General features: G+C 69.0%; 19 protein-coding genes, 3 pseudogenes and 1 CRISPR repeat array. Of the genes and pseudogenes, 15 read left to right on the top strand and 7 right to left on the bottom strand.

The window, feature by feature from the left end; translation table 11 throughout:
• Positions 1-9 precede the first annotated feature (9 nt).
• The 4 genes from ACFVUY_RS40090 (at position 10) to ACFVUY_RS40075 (ending at position 3,699) form a co-directional block, all read left to right on the top strand.
• Entirely contained in the window at positions 10-537 is a 528-nt protein-coding gene (locus ACFVUY_RS40090) for a hypothetical protein (protein WP_387736966.1), read from the top strand.
• Between the two features lie 97 nt (positions 538-634).
• Positions 635-2,611 (top strand): hypothetical protein, encoded by a 1,977-nt coding sequence (locus tag ACFVUY_RS40085; protein ID WP_387736965.1) that lies wholly within the window; start codon positions 635-637, stop codon positions 2,609-2,611.
• 238 nt (positions 2,612-2,849) lie between these two features.
• On the top strand, positions 2,850-3,191 hold the full coding sequence (locus tag ACFVUY_RS40080) for a DUF5713 family protein (protein WP_387736964.1): 342 nt from the start codon (positions 2,850-2,852) through the stop codon (positions 3,189-3,191).
• Positions 3,192-3,288: 97 nt separating this feature from the next.
• Positions 3,289-3,699 (top strand): hypothetical protein, encoded by a 411-nt coding sequence (locus tag ACFVUY_RS40075; protein WP_387736963.1) that lies wholly within the window; start codon positions 3,289-3,291, stop codon positions 3,697-3,699.
• A 173-nt stretch (positions 3,700-3,872) separates the two neighbouring features.
• On the opposite strand, the gene ACFVUY_RS40070 is transcribed toward ACFVUY_RS40075, so the two are convergent.
• The gene (locus tag ACFVUY_RS40070; RefSeq protein WP_387736962.1) at positions 3,873-4,430 is read right to left on the bottom strand and encodes a hypothetical protein; all 558 of its coding nucleotides are present in this window, start codon (positions 4,428-4,430) and stop codon (positions 3,873-3,875) included.
• Positions 4,431-4,689: 259 nt separating this feature from the next.
• Here ACFVUY_RS40070 and ACFVUY_RS40065 point away from each other — a divergent pair, with 259 nt between their 5' ends.
• From ACFVUY_RS40065 to ACFVUY_RS40055, 3 genes are all read left to right on the top strand, one after another.
• A complete protein-coding gene (locus ACFVUY_RS40065; RefSeq protein WP_387736961.1) occupies positions 4,690-5,067 on the top strand; it encodes a nuclear transport factor 2 family protein in 378 nt (125 codons plus the stop codon).
• A gap of 346 nt (positions 5,068-5,413) precedes the next feature.
• Positions 5,414-6,304 (top strand): glycosyltransferase family 2 protein, encoded by an 891-nt coding sequence (locus ACFVUY_RS40060; RefSeq protein WP_387736960.1) that lies wholly within the window; start codon positions 5,414-5,416, stop codon positions 6,302-6,304.
• A gap of 179 nt (positions 6,305-6,483) precedes the next feature.
• The gene (locus tag ACFVUY_RS40055) at positions 6,484-6,921 is read left to right on the top strand and encodes an SMI1/KNR4 family protein (RefSeq protein WP_387736959.1); all 438 of its coding nucleotides are present in this window, start codon (positions 6,484-6,486) and stop codon (positions 6,919-6,921) included.
• 75 nt (positions 6,922-6,996) lie between these two features.
• Here ACFVUY_RS40055 and ACFVUY_RS40050 read toward each other — a convergent pair whose 3' ends face one another.
• Positions 6,997-7,410 (bottom strand): hypothetical protein, encoded by a 414-nt coding sequence (locus ACFVUY_RS40050; protein WP_387736958.1) that lies wholly within the window; start codon positions 7,408-7,410, stop codon positions 6,997-6,999.
• 137 nt (positions 7,411-7,547) lie between these two features.
• Between ACFVUY_RS40050 and ACFVUY_RS40045 the strand changes: the two are divergent.
• The 4 genes and pseudogenes from ACFVUY_RS40045 to ACFVUY_RS40030 all read left to right on the top strand — a co-directional run.
• Positions 7,548-7,676, top strand: a pseudogene (locus ACFVUY_RS40045) (hypothetical protein); the annotation flags it as partial.
• 76 nt (positions 7,677-7,752) lie between these two features.
• Positions 7,753-7,953 (top strand): annotated as a pseudogene (locus ACFVUY_RS40040) (winged helix-turn-helix domain-containing protein); the annotation flags it as partial.
• Positions 7,954-8,015: 62 nt separating this feature from the next.
• On the top strand, positions 8,016-8,627 hold the full coding sequence (locus tag ACFVUY_RS40035) for a transposase (protein WP_387736957.1): 612 nt from the start codon (positions 8,016-8,018) through the stop codon (positions 8,625-8,627).
• Between the two features lie 321 nt (positions 8,628-8,948).
• A CRISPR array of direct repeats spans positions 8,949-9,404; the repeat unit is 29 nt; unit sequence GTCGGCCCCGCGCTCGCGGGGATAGCTCC.
• On the top strand, positions 9,405-9,596 hold the full coding sequence (locus ACFVUY_RS40030; RefSeq protein ID WP_387736956.1) for a hypothetical protein: 192 nt from the start codon (positions 9,405-9,407) through the stop codon (positions 9,594-9,596).
• 48 nt (positions 9,597-9,644) lie between these two features.
• Here ACFVUY_RS40030 and ACFVUY_RS40025 read toward each other — a convergent pair whose 3' ends face one another.
• Positions 9,645-11,237, bottom strand: a complete 1,593-nt coding sequence (locus tag ACFVUY_RS40025; protein WP_387736955.1) for an ISL3 family transposase — start codon at positions 11,235-11,237, stop codon at positions 9,645-9,647.
• An 862-nt stretch (positions 11,238-12,099) separates the two neighbouring features.
• Here ACFVUY_RS40025 and ACFVUY_RS40020 point away from each other — a divergent pair.
• Entirely contained in the window at positions 12,100-12,618 is a 519-nt protein-coding gene (locus tag ACFVUY_RS40020) for an aminoglycoside phosphotransferase family protein (protein WP_387737000.1), read from the top strand.
• Here the strand turns inward: ACFVUY_RS40020 and ACFVUY_RS40015 are convergent.
• A complete protein-coding gene (locus ACFVUY_RS40015; protein ID WP_387736954.1) occupies positions 12,561-12,770 on the bottom strand; it encodes a hypothetical protein in 210 nt (69 codons plus the stop codon). The two genes, ACFVUY_RS40020 and ACFVUY_RS40015, sit on opposite strands and share 58 nt — an antisense overlap.
• A gap of 20 nt (positions 12,771-12,790) precedes the next feature.
• The gene (locus ACFVUY_RS40010; RefSeq protein ID WP_387736953.1) at positions 12,791-14,242 is read right to left on the bottom strand and encodes a radical SAM/SPASM domain-containing protein; all 1,452 of its coding nucleotides are present in this window, start codon (positions 14,240-14,242) and stop codon (positions 12,791-12,793) included.
• A 203-nt stretch (positions 14,243-14,445) separates the two neighbouring features.
• On the opposite strand from ACFVUY_RS40010, the gene ACFVUY_RS40005 reads away from it, so the two are divergent.
• The 3 genes from ACFVUY_RS40005 to ACFVUY_RS39995 are packed head-to-tail and all read left to right on the top strand — an operon-like array spanning position 14,446 to position 18,199.
• Entirely contained in the window at positions 14,446-16,503 is a 2,058-nt protein-coding gene (locus ACFVUY_RS40005; RefSeq protein WP_387736952.1) for a carbamoyltransferase, read from the top strand.
• Positions 16,497-17,621, top strand: coding sequence for a hypothetical protein (locus tag ACFVUY_RS40000; RefSeq protein ID WP_387736951.1), 1,125 nt, complete (start codon positions 16,497-16,499; stop codon positions 17,619-17,621). Before ACFVUY_RS40005 ends, ACFVUY_RS40000 begins: the two co-directional genes overlap by 7 nt.
• On the top strand, positions 17,618-18,199 hold the full coding sequence (locus tag ACFVUY_RS39995) for a 2OG-Fe(II) oxygenase (RefSeq protein WP_387736950.1): 582 nt from the start codon (positions 17,618-17,620) through the stop codon (positions 18,197-18,199). The genes ACFVUY_RS40000 and ACFVUY_RS39995 overlap by 4 nt, the downstream gene beginning before the upstream one ends.
• Positions 18,200-18,390: 191 nt before the next feature.
• Here the strand turns inward: ACFVUY_RS39995 and ACFVUY_RS39990 are convergent, their stop codons facing one another.
• A complete protein-coding gene (locus tag ACFVUY_RS39990) occupies positions 18,391-18,552 on the bottom strand; it encodes a hypothetical protein (protein WP_387736949.1) in 162 nt (53 codons plus the stop codon).
• Positions 18,545-18,751: pseudogene (locus ACFVUY_RS39985) on the bottom strand (LysR substrate-binding domain-containing protein); the annotation flags it as partial. The gene ACFVUY_RS39990 and the pseudogene ACFVUY_RS39985, both read right to left, overlap by 8 nt.
• Positions 18,752-19,085 lie beyond the last annotated feature (334 nt).

Here is a 19,085-nt window from a genome sequence, read left to right as displayed (position 1 = left end):
GAACACCCCGTGTCCGAGACCTGCACCGAGCCGACCGACGGCCTGGACCCGGCCGATCCGTGGACGGACGTCCCCGAGCCCGACCCCGCACCCGTGCCGCGGATCGTCCTGCGCGACATGGAGCCGCAGGAACGGCGCTCCCGACTGGAGGAGCTCGGGAACTGGCTGCGCTGGCTGGTGGAGGTCAACCCGGAGGCCCGCGCCTCGGTGCCCGCCTGCTGGTACCGGCACGAGGACGTCATCGAGGTCCTCCTCGCGCTGCAGATCGGATGGGTCCGCTCCTACACCTGCCCCAGCCCGGGCCGCGACACCGCCGAGGCGGACTGGCTGATCACGGCGAACAACCTCCTCCCGACCACCCGCCGGGCGAAGTGCGCCAACGGGCACGCCGACCCGGTCGCCCGGCCCTGGGGCGGGCCGGACGAGGAGACCCTGCGGCAGTGGCTGGAGGAGCCCGGCGGCCTCGGCACCCGCGAGCGCGAGCACCCCAGCCCGGCCCTGGCGGCGGAGCTGAGCACCGACGAGCCACCGCTGTAGTGCGCCGAGCCCGACGCACCGTAGTGCGTCGGACCCGACGACACCCCACCCACCCGCCGAGATCCAGTGGAAGCCGGCCGACCCCGAGGAGGACCTGATGCCACCCGAGCCCGCCGAACCCGACACAGAAGCACGGGACCGGCTCACGCCGCAGGAGGCCGCGACCGACGGCCCCACCCCACCACCGTCCACGACCGGCGGGACGATCCGGGGGTCCGCCTCCGCGCAACCGGGCGCCGCGCTCCGACAGCCGCCCGCGCAGCCGCCCTACAGCGTCTTCGGCGACCCGGGGTACGAGATCGTCGAGTCCCGACAGGTCGGCGAGAGCACCTACGTGCGCGCCTACCGGCGCGGAACCGAGGAGGAGTCCCTCTGGGTCCACCGCCGCGAGGAGTCCGAGGAGCTCATGACCAGCGGTGGGGCGTTCCGACCCCATGACGCCTACCGCACGATGACCGGACCGAACGCCCCGACCTCGCTCTACGAACAGCTCGTCAAGGAAGGCGACCTCTGGGACGTCCAGGTCCGCGACAACGAGAGGTGGGAACGCGAACGCGAGCGGGCCGAGGCCGAGACCGCCCTGCACGGCCTGGACGCAGGGCCCGACGACGGCATGGCGGCCGAGGACGACGAGGGCGCCGCCGCAAAGTCCCCTTCCTCCGACGACGGGTGGCTGTCCGACGCGCTGGCGCTCACCGCCGACATGCCGCCGGAACAGGCCGCACTCCTGCGGGAGCGCCTCGGCGTGCTGACCGCCGCCCCGCCGGACATCCGGCACGAGCCCGCCCCGGACGACGCAGCGCACGCCGGGCTCCCGCCCGAGCAGGCCCTCGCCGAACTCACCTCCGCCATCGAGACCGTACGGGCCCGCGCGGAGTGGTGGCTGGCGCTGCCGCAGTGGGCACAGGTCCAGTCGGTCCAGGCGGCAGCCGTCGGGGCCTGGGCCGCCGTCAAGGAGGCCGTCGGGCAGCAGACGGTACTCGCCGACGGTGAGTACCGGGCCACCCGGCTCCTGCGGGGGATCTGCGCCGCGGCCTGCCGGGCGGTCTCCCGCCACGCGGCCGACCTCGCCCACGACCTCACCACCCGCGGCTACGGCGGCACGCCCGCCTGGACCGCGCTGCGTGCCTTGTCCCGGCGGGCCGGAACGCTGGCCGCACGGGTCCTCGGCCGTCCCGTCGACCGTGCCACCGCCCGACGCCTGGCCGCGCTCGACGCCGAGGTCGTGGCGGTGGCCAAGGCGGAGCGGGCCGATCGGCGCGCGGTGCTGGCCGACGGGGCCGACCGGGTCGCCGCGGCCTTCGCGGCCTGGGCCGGCACACCGATGGGCCGCCGGCTGGCCCGCTCCGCCCACCCGCGCGTCGCCGCGCTCCGCAGGGCCTGGCAGGGGATCCCACGCCCCGGCATCGAACCGGTGTCGGTGGCGCGCGCCTACGCCCGGCTGGCGAGGGCGGCCCGCTCCCTGGCCGACGCCGCCCGCGCCGCGCGCCGGTTCCGCAGCGCCGACGTGGCGGTGCTGGACGCCGTCACGCGGGCCGCGGACGAGCACACCCGCCGGGTCGCGCCCGCCGCCGGCCTCACGCCGCCCCCGCCCGCCGTCCGGCACGCCCCGTACGCGACCAGGCAGGGTGCGAGCGGCGGCTCCATGCTGGTCGCGGACGCGCTCAGCGCGTGGACGGCGACCGAGATGGGCGGCCACCTGCACGGCTCCCGGCACCCCCGGGTGGCCGCGTTGAGAGCGTCCTGGAGAAGCCTTCCCCCGGTCGATCTCCCCGGCGGCCCCGCCGTGGCAGCCCGGGCCTTCCACCACGTCGCGCACCGGGCGAGGGCCCTCGCCGAAGCCGCTCGCGCCGGCGGCCGCTTCCGGCCCGGCGACCTCGCCGCCTTGGACGCCCTCGCCCTGGCCGCCGCCGTCCACGCGGGCCGACTGGCCGCCACCGCCGGCATCACACTGCCCTCCCGGGCCGGCACGCCGACGCCGCCGGCCCACCGGGCGGCGGCGCTGCGGCTCGCCGAACCCTTGCAGCAGGGCACGTCGCCCTCGGCGAGGCCGAGCGCTCCTTCCTGGAGCTGATCCGGCTCGTCCACCATCAGCGCGACCGGGTCCGCAACCGCTTCCCGGACACCCTCACGGACCAGCTCGCGCTGTTCCCGAACCCGCGCTTCAACCCGGACGGCACCAAGCCCTACCGATCAATGTTCCTCTGCCGTGAGAGCGCTGGTCACGAGTGATCTGGCATGCGTGGACGGCGTAGCTGTCAGTGGTGTCGTACATGATCGGCACGTCAGTTTTCTGTAGACGGGAAGGCGCCATGCCGATCACAAACCAGCAGGTAGCAGGGCACGCGTTTCTGCGGTCCATGTACGAGGACTCGTACTTCCCCGATCACGTCGTCGACCAGGGCAGGGCAATCCTGGTGCGGCTGTGCGAGCGGATCGAGGCTGAGCAGCCACCGAATCTGCAAGCCTTGTACACGCTCACCCAGGCCGCGACGGAGGAGTTCAATCTGCTGGAAGCGGAGTTCGAGGCAGCCGGGAGTGAGATCGAGACAGTTGCGCGTGAGTGGATCGCTGAGGAGTTCTGGCTTGTCGCGTCGGCATACGGGTTCGCAGACGCGGATACAGAGGAGCTGATCGCTGGCAGAGACTGGTGAGCGAAGGCCAGAATGACGCCCGTCGGCCACCTGCCTCCCGGCGCTGTCAGTGCGGGGCCCTATTCTCCAGGGACATCACGGATGGCATGGGAAGCACATGATGCAGATCGCAGGTATCGACCTGTACGCGAATCACCCAGTGCTGGCCATCGGTTCGACCGAGTGGATCCCCACGACACTCGCACTCAACAACGCGCCCGCCGCTGCCTGCGACACGCACCTCATCGTCCGCGTGCAAGCCCAGACCGTCCTGGTCAAGGTACGGATCTTCAAAGATCACGACGCCTCCGGTGGCCAGGGACGGGAGCTGGAAAGTCTGACCACGGTGTTCGACGGACATCTTCTGCTGAGCGATGGCCGACTCGTCGTCGGGGACATTATCGGCGAGAGCCGGTTCACCACTTCCCTGCTCGGCATGCCGGGCCGGCGGCGAGTCCGGGTGTCGGTCGACGACGCTCAGGGACGGGCTCGCGCTGTTGACATCGTCATCAGTGCCGACACGGTGTGACGGAGCCGAAACCCTTCGCTGAGCGGCACACCTCGCACGTTCACCCGACTACGGGGCGAATTGACTGAGCAGCCAGGTCCGGCCGAACCGACGCGACTGGGCAGGCGAGCCCTTGTCCGCACGGACCCGATAAAGGCGCCAGGGAGCATGACGACCGTGGCCTCTGTCGTCGCTCAGGGCTGCCAGCGCGGGGCCTCATCATCGGGTGTGTCCGGGCTGGCGAAGTGGAACGGTACAGAGAGGTACTCAGCAAGAGCACGCCCCGCCCGCTCGGCAGCTACCGCGACGGGGCGGCGCTGGCCGCCGTCCTCGTCCTCGCCGAGGTACCGCTTGGCCGTTGACCAGTAGACGGTGGCCATGTGAGTCTCTCCCGCCGGGTCGGCGGTGATGGCCAGCAGTCGTACGAACCAGTCGTGGACGGTGTCACCATCCCAGATCGCCTCGATCGCCACGATGCGGCCCCCACACCCGGCCGCCCTGTAGGTCAGAGACTCCAGATCGAGGGGGCTCTCCGGCCCTCGTGCAATCCGGTCCCCGTAGTGGAGATAGCGGTCATTGGCGATCAGCTGAGCGGTACCAACACCTATGCCGTGGGGAACGAGGCCGATGGCGACGATGACACGCACTGCCCCGAGAAGGGAGTCCTGAAGGATGTATCCGTCGATCTCGTCACGGATCCCGGCAGGCAAACTCTCCCACCACTCGGTCCTGGCCGCCTTGTTCATACCCATCAAGAGCCCCGCCCCCTTGGAGCCCCCAACAACCGAGCCTCGGGCCACTCTACGTCGTCTTGCACCACCGTCTACGACAGCTGTCGCGCGACGATCCGTCTGGCCTCAGCATTTTTGATCAGGGACAACACCGGCTGACCAATAGCTCGATCAGCAACCAACCGGACAGAAGCGACGTGCTGTGACCGGGGACGGTACACCGTGATCGGAAGGCGGCGAACGGGACGAGCCCACGCGCAACGGCTGGTACTACTGGGGCATGCAGGAAGAGACGGCACGCTCCGCGATCGACACGTTCATCTCCGCGTTCAACGCCTCGGACGACAGTTATGTGACTGCCCTGCTCTCCCAGGCCCTGACCTCGGACGTGGTCTTCTGGGGGCCGTTGGGCCGCAGCGAAGGAATCGCGGCGGTCGAGCGGTTCGTGCTGGACATCCGGCGCCACCCGGCGGGGACCGGCACGATGGCGCGCTGCTCGGCGGTGGACATGCCTGACGAGTGGGCCCGGTACCAGTGGGTCTTCACCATGCCGGACGGAGGCCCCCGCCTGGCGGGAACGGACGTCGTCCATCTGCGGCGGAGCCTCATCGACCAGGTCATCGTCTTTGCGGGGGAGATCGAGCCGTCCGCCTCCTGAGTCGTCCTTTTGCCGCTGTCCTTCTCGCGAACTTCTCCCTTTCCGGCCTGGACCACCGACGCGCTCGACCTCCTGCTTGCTCCGAGGCCGGACCGGATCGCCTGGTACCTGGCCGTGGGCTGCCCGGACGCGGTGATCGACCGCGCGGGGGTCCTGACCCGGGACGCGCAGGAGTACGGCGAGTTCACCGAGCACATCGCCACCCGCCTGCGCCGCCTCGCCTCCCGGCACGGCTGGCCCGTAGTTCCCAAGGGCACCCCACCGGACCGCCGCACAGGCGGCCACCGACCCGTGCGATCTGATCGAGCATCGCATCCGATCCGCCGTCCATGCCCCGGAGTCCCGCATGACCAGCAGCCCGAAGCCCACCGTCGACGCGGTGGTCCTCACCATGAACGATCGCCCCGAGGAGTTCCCGCGGGCGATGGCCTCGCTCCTCGCCCAGGAGGGGGTCGACCTGCGCGTGGTCATCGTCGGCAACGGCTGCGAACCGGAGTACGCGCCTGACGGCGTCACCGTCGTCACTGTGCCGGAGAGCCTCGGGATCCCCGAGGGCCGCAACGTCGGTGCCGACAGCCTCGCCGGGCCGGACGAGGCGGAGTTCCTCTTCTTCTTCGACAACGACGCCATCCTGCCCGAGCGCGATGTCCTGGCCCGGCTCGTCGAGCAGGCCCGCCGCCATCCCGAGGCCGCCTATATCCAGCCGCGCATCGCCGACCCCGACACCGGCGTCACCGTGCGCCGCTGGGTGCCCCGGCTGCGGGCCGGCGATCCGAGCCGGCCCGGTACCGTCACCGCGATGGCCGAGGGCGTCATGCTGATCCGCCGGGCGGACTTCGAGCGTGCTGGGCACTGGCCGGGCCATTTCTTCCTGTACCACGAGGGCTTCGACCTCGCGATGAGGATCTGGGACCAGGGCCGCACCGGCTTCTACGCCCCGGAGATCATCGTCCACCACCCCGCCAGCGACCCCGCCCGCCACGCCCTCTACCTGCGCCTGGTCGCCCGCAACCGCGTCTGGGTCGCCTACCGTCGCCTGCCCGTACCGCTCGTCCCGATCTACAGCACGTCCTGGATCGTCATCACGGCGATCCGCATGCGGCGCGACCGCGCCGCGTTGCGCACCTGGTTCGCCGGGCTGCGGGAGGGGCTTCGGGGCGGGCACGGCGAGCGCCGGCCAATCTCCTGGGCCACGGTGTGGCGCCTGACCCGGGCGGGGCGTCCCCCGGTCCTGTGACCCCGGCTCGCTCGCGTCCCTGCCCCGGATCCGTCGGTGATTCCGGTCTTCCGGTCCGGCCGTTGGCTTCGTTCACGTGAAGATGCCGCGATTGGTCAGCGGAATGGGCAGCAGTTGGTGGTTTTGGGCGCTGTGGATGTTCACCAAGTATGACGTCGCCGTTGGCTAAGCTCGCGGCCATGTGGAGACAGTTGGTGCAGGAAGTCTTTCCTGATGCAGGGCTTCGGGAGCCGGTCACGGCGTCCGACATCGTCGAGGCCGAGAGGCGGCTCGGGCGAGCTCTGCCAACGGACCTCGAACAACTGCTGTTGGAGAGCAACGGGGTGCTCGGCCACGCTCACGTGCACACGGTCTGGACCATCGATCAGATCGTCGAGCAGAACCTCCGCTTCTGGTCCGATGAGACCTTCGCCCAGCTCTACATGCCCTTCGACGCCCTCATGTTCTTCGGCGACAACGGGGGCGGTGATCAGTTCGCCTTCGTGCAGAAGCCGCAGCGCCCGGACGTGTTCGTCTGGGAACACGAGAGCGACAGCCGTAGGTGGGTGGCCAACAACCTGCATGACTACCTCGGGCGTTCGCTGCGCGTCGGCGGAGACGACTGGTATCGGCAGTAACCAAAGCGATCCCGAGCCCGTTGTCGCGGATCCTCATCAACGGTGACGGTCCTCCACCTTCCGGGCGGAGGACCGTCACCGCCCTTTCGGCGGCCCAAGCTCCTCACCCGGTGGGATGAAGGTGTCTGCGCTGTCGGCGTCCTCGACATGGCCGTACGCGTCGACCGTGATAGCCGTTGCCCGCCCGTTCGACGTGATCAGCCACGCGAGGACCTGCTCGGTCAGCGCGGTTCCGCCGGGACCCTGGTCCGTCCAGTGAGCCCGCCATCCTCCGCCGGGCACCGCGGCGACGACCTGGTCGGCCGGCTCCAGATGGGAGAAGTCCTCATAGTCCGTCACCGGACGAAGGGCTCCTCGCTGCCGGTCGACCACCAACGCCGCCCTGGTGGCCTGGTCCCAGCCCTCCACACGCACCATGCGACCGATCTCAGTCCCGGTTCCGTTGAAGATCGCGATCCAGCCGGTCTGATTGAAGTAACGGAGATTCACAGCCCCATCATCTCGAACAGCGAGGGGCAGCCATCAGGACCCCGGCTCACTCTGCACGTTACTGACCTCGGCGCTTCAAGGTGATTGGCCTGTTTGTGTAGCTGACTGACCATCATTTGCGCGCTTATGCCGTTGGTATGCGCTATGCGGATGGGGGCGGGCTGACGGCGAGGGCACGTCAGCGCCGTGAGGCGGTTCGGCTGGAGGCCGCCGCGTTGTTCGACGAAGGTGTTCCGCCGAGGGAGGGTGGCCGCAGGCTGCGGGTGACCGCGAAATCGGCCTACCAGTGGCACCAGGCCTGGCGGGAGGACGGGATCGGGGCGTTGGCTTCACGGGGACCGGGTGGGCAGCGATGCAAGCTGTCGGCGCGGTGCCGGGAGAAGCTCGCCGAATACCTCGAGCAGGGGCCGGCCGTGCACGGCTGGGACCAGGACCAGGCGTGGACCGGCTCGGGTGGCGACGCTGATCGGCCGCAAGTTCAACGTCGCCTACAGCGTCTCGGGGGCCACCCGTCTGATGCGCCGGCTCGGCTTCACCCCGCAGGTCCCCGTGCGGCGGGCCGCTGAATGCGACGAGCAGGCCGTGGCCGCTTGGAGGGAGGCGACGTGGGCGGAGGTAAAAGCGCCCGGGCGGCCTGCGACGGCTGGCTCTGCTTCGAGGACGAGGCCGGGTTCACCCGCAGACCGCCCAAAGGCCGTACATGGGGACGACGCGGCAGCACCCCGATCGTGAAGGTCAGCGGCAACCGCTCGGGGAGGATCTCCGTCGCCGGACTGATCGCGATGCGACCGGGCTCACGGACCCGCCTGTGCCACAGGCTGCGACGGCACAGCGGGCGCAAGGGCGAGCGCCGCAGCCTGTCCGAACACGACTACATCGGGCTGATAGACGGGATCCACCAGCTGGTCAAGGCGCCGATCGTGCTGGTGTGGGACCGGCTGAACACCCACGACTCCCACGCGATGCGCGACCTGATCGACGCGAGGGACTGGCTGACGGTGTTCGTGCTGCCCGCCTACGTACCCGAACCGAACGCGGTCGAGTACCTGTGGGCCCACGTCAAACGAAGTCTGGCAAACCTCGCCAGTGACGCCCTCGACCGGCTCGAAGCCCTCGTCCGCAACCTCCTCAAACGACTCCAGTACCGCTCCGACATCCTCGACGGCTTCCTCACCGGAACCGGACTCTCCCTCGACCTCCCACCGCCATCACCTTGAAGCGCCAAGGTCAGTAGGCGCCGCGATATTTCAGGTCCGGGCGTCGGGGGCGAGGACGGCGGCATCGCCGAGCTGAAGGTCGTCCAGCGTCAGCCGCTCCGCCCCCGGGCGCTGACCGACGCCCTTACCCGGCGAGCCCGTCCCCTGCACCCACGCCTGACTTCAACAGTCCGTACGATGCTGTCGAAGGCTCAGAGTCGGTGCGCCGGGGCGCAGCTGGGAGAGATAGCCTCTGGGGCATCGGCCCGGCACACGTGGGGCTCTGGATTCGAACTGAATGGATTGGCGCACTCTGCTCCCAATCGCAGCAGATCAGGAAGTGTCGGCCCCGCGCTCGCGGGGATAGCTCCCTCCTGCGCAGCGCCGCGGGCGGCGGCGGGGTGTCGGCCCCGCGCTCGCGGGGATAGCTCCCAGTACTCGGGGTAGGCCGGGGCCGGGGCGGCGTCGGCCCCGCGCTCGCGGGGATAGCTCCCAGTACTCGGGGTAGGCCGGGGCCGGGGCGGCGTCGGCCCCGCGCTCGCGGGGATAGCTCCATCCGGGTGCCCGGCCGCACCCCCTCCACCGGGTCGGCCCCGCGCTCGCGGGGATAGCTCTGCGGTGGTCGGGGGTGTTCCAGCTGCGCATCGGTCGGCCCCGCGCTCGCGGGGATAGCTCCCCGGCCACCGGCGAGCTCACGGCGTTCGGCTTGTCGGCCCCGCGCTCGCGGGGATAGCTCCTCCGCCGCACCACGGAGGAGTTCTGGGACATGGTCGGCCCCGCGCTCGCGGGGATAGCTCCGTGCGCGAGGTGCTGCTGCAGTCCGTCCTGCAGTCGGCCCTGTCGTCGACGGGTGAAACGAGGTTCTGGATCACTTTCCGTGCCAAAGCCACAGAGCATCACCAGAACCGCAATCATGAACAGCCGTGGCTGACGATCTCCTCAAAGACCTCTGGCTCCACCAAACCGCCGACATCGCGGTCAACACCCTGACCATCCGCGCCGACCGCGTCACCGTCCACGCCGCCACGACCACCTGCCTCATGTCGCGTGAAGGACACGCTTGCGTAGGAGGTCGAAGTTTGCGCGGCCGAACATCTGGCGCTTGAGCATCTTGATCTTGTTGTTGTGGCCCTCGACCGCGCCTGAGCTGTAGCTCAGGCTGAGACCGGCGACGACCGCGTCAAGGTCCTGCAGGAGGCCGGCGGCGAAGCTTCGAAGGGCTGGGACCTTGTCCAGTTGCACGCGCGCGATCCACTCCTTGAGCTCTCGGCCGCGCCGTTCGTTCATCAGCTCGGCGAACACCCTGACGTGCTCGGCAGTGGTGGCGAGTGCCGGGACGCGGGCCAGGATCTCCTTTAGTTGCTGGCCCGCGTCGGTGGGGAGACGGTCGGGGTGGCGGGTGATCCAGCTGGTCACGTCCCTGACGGACGGCTTTCGGCGGGGCGGGTCCTGGTGCGGGAAGGCTTCCCGCAGCCGACGGACGTAGACGCGCACGATCTGCTCCTGACCAGGGAATCCGCGGTGTCGGATCTCCTCGAACAGGCGCCGGGCGATCGTGTGGCCCTCCGCGAAGCGTTGATCGAGGTAGGGCTTGTAGGGGTCGAGGATGCTGGTGCGTCCCGTCCAGCGGCCGACCAGCAGTTCGTCGGGATCCTGCGCGCCGGCCAGTCGGCGGACGGTGCCGCGTGCAAGGCCGAGTCGGCGGGCGACAGCGCGCAGGCTGAATCCGTCCTTCACGAGCGCGTGGACGGCGGCGTGCTGTTCGCGGACCCGGTCGGACAGACGTCCGGTCCGGCGGGGCTCGGCGCTGACGGGCGGAAGGGCAACTGCTCTGGCAGGGCCGGGTGGAGGGGCTGGTTCGGACAGCAGGGCTCGGTGCTGCAGCACGGTCGTCTCGACCGCGTCGGCGAGGTTCTGCCAGAGGTGGAACCGGTCGGCGACGTGGATCGCGTCCGGGGCGCCGAGCCGGGCGGCCTCGGCATAGGAGGCGGAGCGGTCGCGGCAGACGACCTTCACTCCCGGGTGGTCGGCCAGCCAGGACCGGACGGTGGCGACCGTGCGGTCGGGCAGCAGGTCAACCGGGCGGCGGGTCTCGATGTCGACCAGGATCGTGGCGTAGACGTGGCCCTTGCGCAGGGCGAACTCGTCGATGCCCAGCACGCGTGGCACCGTGGGCGCCGGATCCGGCAGAGCGCGTATCAGCCGCAGGAGCGTGGAGCGGCTCACCGGGACCGCGAAGGTCTCGGCCAGGCGAGAACCGGCCCGGCCGGCAAGGGCAAGGGCGAGCTGCTGGAGCGCGGTCTGCAGGCCTTGGCTCCGCCGTCCGTGACGGAATGTCAGCCCCGGCGCCTGCTCGACGAACGTGGCCCGGGGGCAAGCCCGTTCACGGCAGCGGAAACGGCGGACCCGTAACTCGACCACCACCCGCCGCCCGCCCGCCGCCCTGTCGTCCAACCGTCGCACGTAGCTGCTGTGTACCCGGGTCGAGACAGCTCCGCACGACGGACAACCCGCCTCGTCGGTGGTCGTGGCGGCGTGGACGGTGACGCGGTCGGCGCGGATGGTCAGGGTGTTGACCGCGATGTCGGCGGTTTGGTGGAGCCAGAGGTCTTTGAGGAGATCGTCAGCCACGGCTGTTCATGATTGCGGTTCTGGTGATGCTCTGTGGCTTTGGCACGGAAAGTGATCCAGAACCCGTTTTCAGCCGACGCCGACAGGCCCCACGCTCGCGGGGATAGCTCCGGCGACGAGAACATCGCCGACGAGTACGGCAAGTCGGCCCCGCGCTCGCGGGGATAGCTCCGCTGCGGCGGTGCCGGCTCGGTCGGCGATGTCGTCGGCCCCGCGCTCGCGGGGATAGCTCTACAACCGGGATGGGACGGCCCCTCGCGCAGGCCGAGCGGTTGTGGGACCGCAGCAGGCACCGTCCTCCAGGTGATCATGAAGTGTCGAAGTCCCTGATCACCGTAACGAAAGACCGTGCCCGCCCCGCCGTCCTCCCCCGTCACCACCGCGCTCGGTCGGCGGAAGCACCCTGGCGACCACCCAAGTCCGGCCGAGGCCGTGTCGAGCCTCCAAGGCCTCACCGTCGAGGGTCTCGACGCCACCGTGCGCGCCAGCGACCCTGCCGTCGTCCAGGGCGTTCGTGGCGTGGGCCGGGTGTGGCACCGTCCGGCTGCATGAGCGCGACGACGAGCGGTTCGCGATGCCCCTTGAGCGGGTTCACACGGTGACCCTGGCAGAGGTCGAGGACGGCGACGAGGTTGTGACGGTTGTCGGGCGGCTCAATCGCCGCTTGGCCATCCGCCGCACCGTCCGGCCTGCCCCGGCTGTGTGAGCAGGCCGATGCCCGGGAGGAACAGTTGCGTAGGCACGCCGACGAGCTGACACACCCGTTGCCACGCCGGGTACTGGATGCCGTCGTGGCGACCGCCCGGGAGCTGGGCCGGGTCCAGCCGGACACCCTCTCCATGGCGACCTCCATGCCCGGAACATCCTGCGCGCCGACCGCGAGCCGTGGCTGGCCGTCGACCCCAAGGGGTACGCGGGAGACCCCGCCTACGACGGCGACACACTGCTGAAGTCCCGCGCGCTGGTGCTCCTCGAATCGCACGACCTGCGCAAGGCTGTCCACCGGACCTTGGACGTATTCGCCGAAGCAGCGGAACTCGACCGTGAACGCGTCCAGCGATGGGTCCGGTTCCATGCCGTCCAAGCTGCCTTCGGGGCCTCCGCCACGGCTTCCGTATCGCCCGCAGTGGACCACGACGGGACTGGCTCACTGACTTCGCCGACCGCCTGGCAGCGTTGCTCACCGAACACTCGTAGAGCGTCGATGCGCCGGCAGGTCCGGTGGCGCAAACGGACACGGCCACCGTTGATCACCGTCAGGTGTGTGGACAAACGGAGATCAGCCGGTGGCCGCGAGCCACAGCGCATACCCTGCCCGGTCAGTCAGCAGCTGGGTCCACCGGGCGCGCTGATGCACCCGGGTGAAGTTCCCGAGTTCTGATCCATCATATCGCTGAGGTCCGCGAGCTGGTCCTCGTCGAGCGCGATCCGCATTCCCTTGCCGGACAGGTCGATGTTCGCCTCCGGGACGAAGAATGTGAGCCGCTCGTGTTTCGTTTCCGGGTACTCGGGCACCTCGGGTTTGTCGGGCATGATTTTCCCTTTCTCGGCCGTTACCGCATGTGCTGAGCGAAATCGCCAGCCATCTTCACGTAATTGCGATGCTTGTCCTCGGGCGTGCACGTGGTGATCAGGCGAGAGCCGGTGTTCTTGCTGTCGCGTACGCGGCACGTCCCGCCGCAAAGGTACCGAATCTCGCACGTCTTGCAGCCCTCGACGTGGTCGACGTCGATCTGTGTCGCCAGTCCCGCCACCAGGTCGACGATGTTGCGCAGGGGCATGTCGTCGATGTGGCAGACCTTCCCGTCCAGCAGGTGGCAGGGGTAGACCGACCCGTCGGGTCCGATCACCATCTGGTCAGCGTATCCGCACGTGGCCATATACCGCGTGATCTGGGGAGCGGTACCGTTGACCGCTTCAAGGAAGTCGCGCACTTCCTCCCGCGACGCCGGCCCGGCAGAGTCGATTTGGGTGCCGCGGCCGTGCGGCATGATGCCGTAGGTAAACTTGAAGGCGACGTTCGGGGCCCCCGCGAAGCGATCTCGCAGCTGAGAGAATTTCTGCACCCAGTTGGGCCACATGGCCGGCGCGATCGTCATGCCGATGCGCGTCGGAGTGCCCAGTTCGGTCAACCTGTCGATCGCCGCGATCGCGTGCTTGAAGGAGTTGCGGCCGCGGATGGCGTCGTGTGACTCGGCGTCGGGTCCGTCGATGCTGATCTGCACCAGGTCGGCCAGCGGATGAATCTGCTCGGCCAGCTTGGGAATCAGCAGGCCGTTGCTGAACAGGGTCACCTTCATGCGGTGCTCCTTGGCGGTCGCCATGAGCTCGAGACAGCCGGGATGCATCAGTGCCTCACCACCGGTGAACAGCACCTGCCTGCCCCCGAGCGCGGCGAAGTCGTCGATGAACGTGCGCCACCGCGCCGTCGGGAGCTCGTTCGCGCGATCGATGTGCGGGCTCGAATCCGCATAGCAGTGTGCGCATTCGAGTTGGCAGGCCTGCGTGAGGTGGAGGCGGGCGAACAGCGTGACGCCCACGGGTTTGCGGTCGCGGTAGCCCGTCAACCCGCGAATCAGCCCGGAGGTCGCCAGGAGGGACACGACGTTCGAAACAACGTTCCATCCGACGTCGTTCGCGATGCTGCGCGGCGACCCGCCGGCCGCGAACCTGACGATGAGCCGGTGCTGTGCGTCGTCCGCCACGGCCAGTGCCGCCTCCTGGACGCCGACCCAGACGTGGGCACCGTTCACCGGCTCATGGTGTAGTTCGTGGACCAGTGGCAAGGGTTCGTCGAGCGCGAGCGTGAGCTCCGTTGGTCCCGAGTCGGTCGGTGCTGCGCTCAGCGTGACGTGTTCGGCCTGCTGGTCGGCTGCTCGCTGCACCAGGGTGCGCAGTTCCTCCTGCAACGCGAGGGCGGAGACGTCCGGTGGGCTGGCCTTGGACGGGCACGAACCGCACCCGGATGTGTTCGCGACGTTCAAGATCGGCAGCTGTTTCAGCATCCCGCCTCCATTCGTTGGGACCGGAAGCCGCAATCCCCGTGCTGAACCTACTCGACGTGCCGCCGTTCGGCGCGCGGGCTTCATTCGGAAGGATTAACGGGGCGGCCTGCTACCGGCCGATTCGACGACGACGCCACCCGTCCGGGCATAGGCTTGGCGCGCGCCGGGTCGCCTCGAATTCCGATGATAGGCCGGGAGAACACTTGAGAAACACTGAAACGCCGTGGATTCTCGGACTCAGCGCCGCGCACAACGGCGGTGCGTGTCTGTTGCACGGAACCGAGATCGTCGCCGCCGTCCAAGAGGAGCGGCTCTCAGGCGTCAAGCGCGACCGTACCTACGGCGCCCGCGCCAGCCTGGCCACCGAGTACTGCCTTCGCCATGCCGGGATCGAGCCGGAGCAACTGGACGCCATCGTGCTGTGTGCGCAGGGGGAGGCGGGGCACGTCGAGCAGGACGTAAGTCTGAATCATCAACTGCGCCAATGCTTTCACGGGATTCCTGCCCTGCGGATATCGCACCACCTCGGCCACGCCATCAGCGCCTACGCCCTGTCGGGCTTCTCGGATGCCGCCATTCTCGTCGTGGATGGAATGGGGTCACCCGATCAAGATCTCAGCGAGGAGGAGCGCTGCGCCGTCATCGGCGCACCCTCTGGCTGGGAGATCATCTCGGCGTACGACGCGTCGGGAACGACCATCCGCCCCATCGCCAAGCAGCTCGTCCCGGAAGGCAAGTGGCTGGACCACGCCGGCGAGGGAATGCCCGGCTTCGGAAGTATCGGCGGCATGTACTCCGCCGTCGCTCAGCAGATCTTCGGCGATCCGATGGACGCAGGCAAGGTCATGGGGCTGGCCCCGTTCGGTACGCCGTCGTTCCAGCCCCACGAATTCGTGTCCGTGACCAACGGCCTGGCGACGTTCGCCACTGCGGTACCGGATAAGTTTCGGCACTCCGATCGATGGCCTCTGCGCCAGCGCGAGTACGCCGACCTCGCCGCCTCGGTTCAATCTGCCCTCGAGGAGGCGATCCTGGCGTTGGTGAGTCGGTTGCGCGCGTCGTCCACCTCGGCATACCTGTGCTACTCCGGTGGCGTGGCGCTGAACTGCCTGGTGAACGAACGCCTGATGCACGAGTCCGGCTTCTCCGACGTCTTCGTCGCGCCCTTCGCCGAGGACAGCGGACCCGCCGTCGGCGCCGCGTTCTACGGACTCTGGCGTCACCACCAGCACCGCCCGGCCAGGCTGGTGAGTGAGGGATTCGGGCACCGCTACGGCCCGAGTGAGGTGCGCGAAGCCATCCGATCGATCCCGCTTGTCGCCGTTTGCCCGGACCGGGATGTGACCGACATCGCCGACGTGGCTGCGGATCGGTTGGAGCGCGGAAAGTTCGGGGCGTGGTTCGACGGCGGGAGCGAACTCGGCCCGCGCGCGCTGGGGCAGCGCAGCATCGTGGTGGATCCTCGCCGTGCGGAGCACAAGGTGAGGCTGAACCGCGACGTCAAGCAGCGAGAGGCGTTCCGCCCGTTCGCTCCATCGGTGCTGGCCGAACACGTCCACACCTGGTTCGACGTCGACAAGGCGCGGTGCGACAGCCCATTCATGCTGCGCACGTTCACCTTCCGACCGGGCTGCGGATCCCGGGTGCCCGCCGTCGCGCACGTCGACGACAGCGCGCGTGTGCAATCCGTTCACGAAGAGCTCCAGCCACGCTTCCACGCGCTGATCCGGCGCTTCCACGAGCGCACCGGCGTGCCGATGATCTTGAATACGTCGCTGAACGGTTCCGGGCAGCCCATCGTCGAGACGCCGTCCGACGCGTTGTGGACGATGCTCGAACTGGGGCTGGACTTCGCGGTGATCGAAGGCGTGCTCGTCGAGCCGGCGGCGGACTTCGACTCCGTCCTGGGACTGGTGCCCGTCATCGTCGCCGATGGTTACACCGTCGACCATTCGTTCCCACCAGGGCCGACGACCTCGGTCAAGAGCCGGGCGTCGGCCGTCCACTTCAAGGTGGTCACACCGTGGGGCAGCAGGCTCCAGCCGGTCACTGCGAGGGACCTGTCCGTGCTGGCGCTGATCGACGGCGTGGCGACGGGTCACGAAATCCACGAGCGGCTTCGGCGCGACCAGAACGACGAACTCGACGCCGCCCAGCTGATCCGGACGATGCGGTTTCTTCGCCGAACCCGGATCATGGACTTCCGGGCAAGGTTGCCCTCGATTCCATTGGTTGATCGCCAGGGGGTTGTCGCATGGTGACGGGCAGTGAGACGGTGACACGCGGTCGGGTCGACGATTTCGTGTCCTGCACGGCAGCCGAGCTCCGGCACCGCTGGCGACGGTCCGACAACACCCCTGAATCGTTTCCATCCATTGCCGCCCGAGCCATTTCGGATGGCCTCGCCCGCGAGCCCGTCACGGGCAACGACGTGCTGCACTGGGTACTCGACGGTGCCGAGCTCCCCTTTCAGCCGCGGCTCGACGAGACCTTCGGGCAACCGCCCGTCACGCTCTACCACGACGGCGAGTTTCAGCTCGACGCACTGTTCTGGGTCCAGAGCAGCACCGACGTGCACGCGCACGGGTTCTCCGGCGCCTTCGCCGTCCTGGACGGTCAGAGCGTCCACACCCGCTTCAAATTCGCCGAAACACACCGGGTTGACGAGCATTTCATGATCGGGCGGGTCGTCGCCACCGACGCGGAGTTGCTCGACGTCGGAGCCGTGCACGAGATTCACCAAGGCCCCGCGTTGATCCACTCCGTCGTGCATCTTGGTTGCCCGAGCGTGACCCTGGTGGCTCGCACCTGTGCGCATTCCACCCCCATCCCGGAGTACGCCTACTTTCCTCCCGCCATCGCTCTCGACCCCAGCAAGGACGATCGACTTCGGACACGCACGGTGCAGTTGATCAGAATGCTGATCCGTTCCGGTGCCACGGGGCTCGGCCGGACGGTGGAGACGTTGATCGCCCGTTGCGACGTGCACACGGCGTTCCTGGTGGTGCGCGAACTCAGTCGCAACGCGGCGGCCTCAGCACTGGTGCCTGCGGCGCTCGGGTGGTCGGACGCGCGGTGGCCGGGAGTGGCGGGGCCGTTCGGTGACGCCGTTGTTGCCGGGCTGCGCCATGCGGGCGCCGTGACGTTGTTGCATCGCATCACCGAGCCCGACTACCGGGTGGTACTGGGTGCCCTGGCCGCGCTCGACGAGCCCTCACAGTTACGTGGTTTCTTGCAGAAGTACGCGGCCGCCGAAACCGAATCGCTCATCGCGGGTTTCGTACGCGCCGTGAGGGAGACCGGCGCACTGAACATCCCCGCCGAGAGACCCTTCGACCACATGATGCTCCGACCGTTGGCGGGCGAGGCGGCAGGATGATGGACGCCAACGCCAACGCCCGCGTCATCGGCGAGCCCGGGCAGTGGGCCGCGATCGTGTCCGGCCTCGGCCCCGCCGTGTGTGCGGAGCTCGTCGAACGGTGCAGGTCTCTCGATACCGTCACCCCTGGCGTCGTCGGCCAGAAGTCCTTGCCCGATCACCGCGTCGGCCATTCACGCCTGCTTCCGCGGTCGGCGCTGTTCGAGGACGTCTATCAACTCATCCGGGACGCGGGAGAGACACTGAACCGCCGCTACTTCGAGCTGGACGTGACGGACATCGTCAAACCCCCGCAGTTCCTCGAGTACGTCGAGGGCCGCGGGCACTTCCACTGGCACAACGACTATGGCCTCGAACGACCGCTGTCCAAACGGAAGTTGACCGTCAGCATCCAACTCACCGATGGGCGCGACTACGAGGGCGGTGACTTCGAGGTGTTCGGCACACCGCAGCCCATGCCGAGGGCACAGGGCAGCATCGTCGTGCTCCCCGCCTTCGTACACCACAAGGTCACATCCGTCACATCGGGAGTCAGGTGCGCATTGGTCGGGTGGCTGGCCGGACCGCAATTGCGATAGGGGTGGTAGCACCTCGAAGGTCACGCCACCACGTAGCGCCCACCCGGCTCCGAGTGCTCGATGCACGTGCACCCGAGTGGGGATCGAAGGGCAGGCCGGGGGATCGCGAGTCCCCCTCACCCACCGCCCTCGGCCAGCACCTGCGCAGCGACGTGGTGGTGGACGACCTGCGACGTCACGACCTGTACCGCTCAGTGCGCGGCGGAGGGTGACTCCGCCGAGGCGGCGTGCAGCAGCAGGTCGCGCAGCGCCGTGGCGGCGTCCGACGGTTCGGCGGGTGTGAGGACGACCTGGTCGGCGGTGGTCGAGTGCGGACTCGACGGTGATGCCGATGCCCGTTCCGGCGGCGACATGGGCGGCGATGGCGTGGACGCTGTCGGCGGTCCTGATGATCCGCAGGTCGGCTCCACCGATCTGGAAGGCGGACAGGAGACGGTCGCACAGGCAGCTGTTGATCTGGTGGGGCCAGGTGAGCAGGTCGGTGGTGGAGAGCTCGGTCGCGCTCAGCTCCGCGTGTCCGGCGAGGGGGTGGGCCGCGGGTACCAGCGCCATGAACCGCTCGCTGGACAGCACCGTCGCCCGTACGCCGGTGACGTCCGTCGCTGGTCGCCCAGCCGATGCCCAGCACGGATCGTCTCCGCGCGCAGGGAGGTGAGCTGGGCCGTGGTCGGCATGGCGTCCTCGCGATCCAGTCGCAGCTCGCTCCTGCCACCGAGGGTGATGTTGCACGCCAGCACTGACCGTGCCCGGGCCGACAGGCAGCTCGTTGGGCCGAGCATGATGACCGGTGGTGCGAATCGGTCGATGTCGGAGGACTTGTCCGCAAGGGCCCAGGGCTTCTGTGTAACCCACGCGGGTGACAGTTCGCTGTCCTGAGAGCTCACGG

It is taken from the genome of Kitasatospora sp. NPDC058063, assembly GCF_042885395.1.
In the GTDB taxonomy this organism is placed as follows: Bacteria; Actinomycetota; Actinomycetes; order Streptomycetales; family Streptomycetaceae; genus Kitasatospora; species Kitasatospora lactacystinica.
This window is presented reverse-complemented; position numbering and strand designations above follow the sequence as displayed.

What these genes read in the sequence shown, in the direction of transcription:
- ACFVUY_RS40085 (WP_387736965.1), top strand. Translation starts at nt 635, where the DNA reads ATGCCACCCGAGCCCGCCGAACCCGACACAGAAGCACGGGACCGGCTC.
- ACFVUY_RS40080 (WP_387736964.1), top strand. Translation starts at nt 2,850, where the DNA reads ATGCCGATCACAAACCAGCAGGTAGCAGGGCACGCGTTTCTGCGGTCC.
- ACFVUY_RS40075 (WP_387736963.1), top strand. Translation starts at nt 3,289, where the DNA reads ATGATGCAGATCGCAGGTATCGACCTGTACGCGAATCACCCAGTGCTG.
- ACFVUY_RS40070 (WP_387736962.1), bottom strand. Translation starts at nt 4,430, where the DNA reads ATGGGTATGAACAAGGCGGCCAGGACCGAGTGGTGGGAGAGTTTGCCT.
- ACFVUY_RS40065 (WP_387736961.1), top strand. Translation starts at nt 4,690, where the DNA reads ATGCAGGAAGAGACGGCACGCTCCGCGATCGACACGTTCATCTCCGCG.
- ACFVUY_RS40060 (WP_387736960.1), top strand. Translation starts at nt 5,414, where the DNA reads ATGACCAGCAGCCCGAAGCCCACCGTCGACGCGGTGGTCCTCACCATG.
- ACFVUY_RS40055 (WP_387736959.1), top strand. Translation starts at nt 6,484, where the DNA reads ATGTGGAGACAGTTGGTGCAGGAAGTCTTTCCTGATGCAGGGCTTCGG.
- ACFVUY_RS40015 (WP_387736954.1), bottom strand. Translation starts at nt 12,770, where the DNA reads ATGCCCGACAAACCCGAGGTGCCCGAGTACCCGGAAACGAAACACGAG.
- ACFVUY_RS40010 (WP_387736953.1), bottom strand. Translation starts at nt 14,242, where the DNA reads ATGCTGAAACAGCTGCCGATCTTGAACGTCGCGAACACATCCGGGTGC.
- ACFVUY_RS40000 (WP_387736951.1), top strand. Translation starts at nt 16,497, where the DNA reads ATGGTGACGGGCAGTGAGACGGTGACACGCGGTCGGGTCGACGATTTC.
- ACFVUY_RS39995 (WP_387736950.1), top strand. Translation starts at nt 17,618, where the DNA reads ATGATGGACGCCAACGCCAACGCCCGCGTCATCGGCGAGCCCGGGCAG.
- ACFVUY_RS39990 (WP_387736949.1), bottom strand. Translation starts at nt 18,552, where the DNA reads ATGTCGCCGCCGGAACGGGCATCGGCATCACCGTCGAGTCCGCACTCG.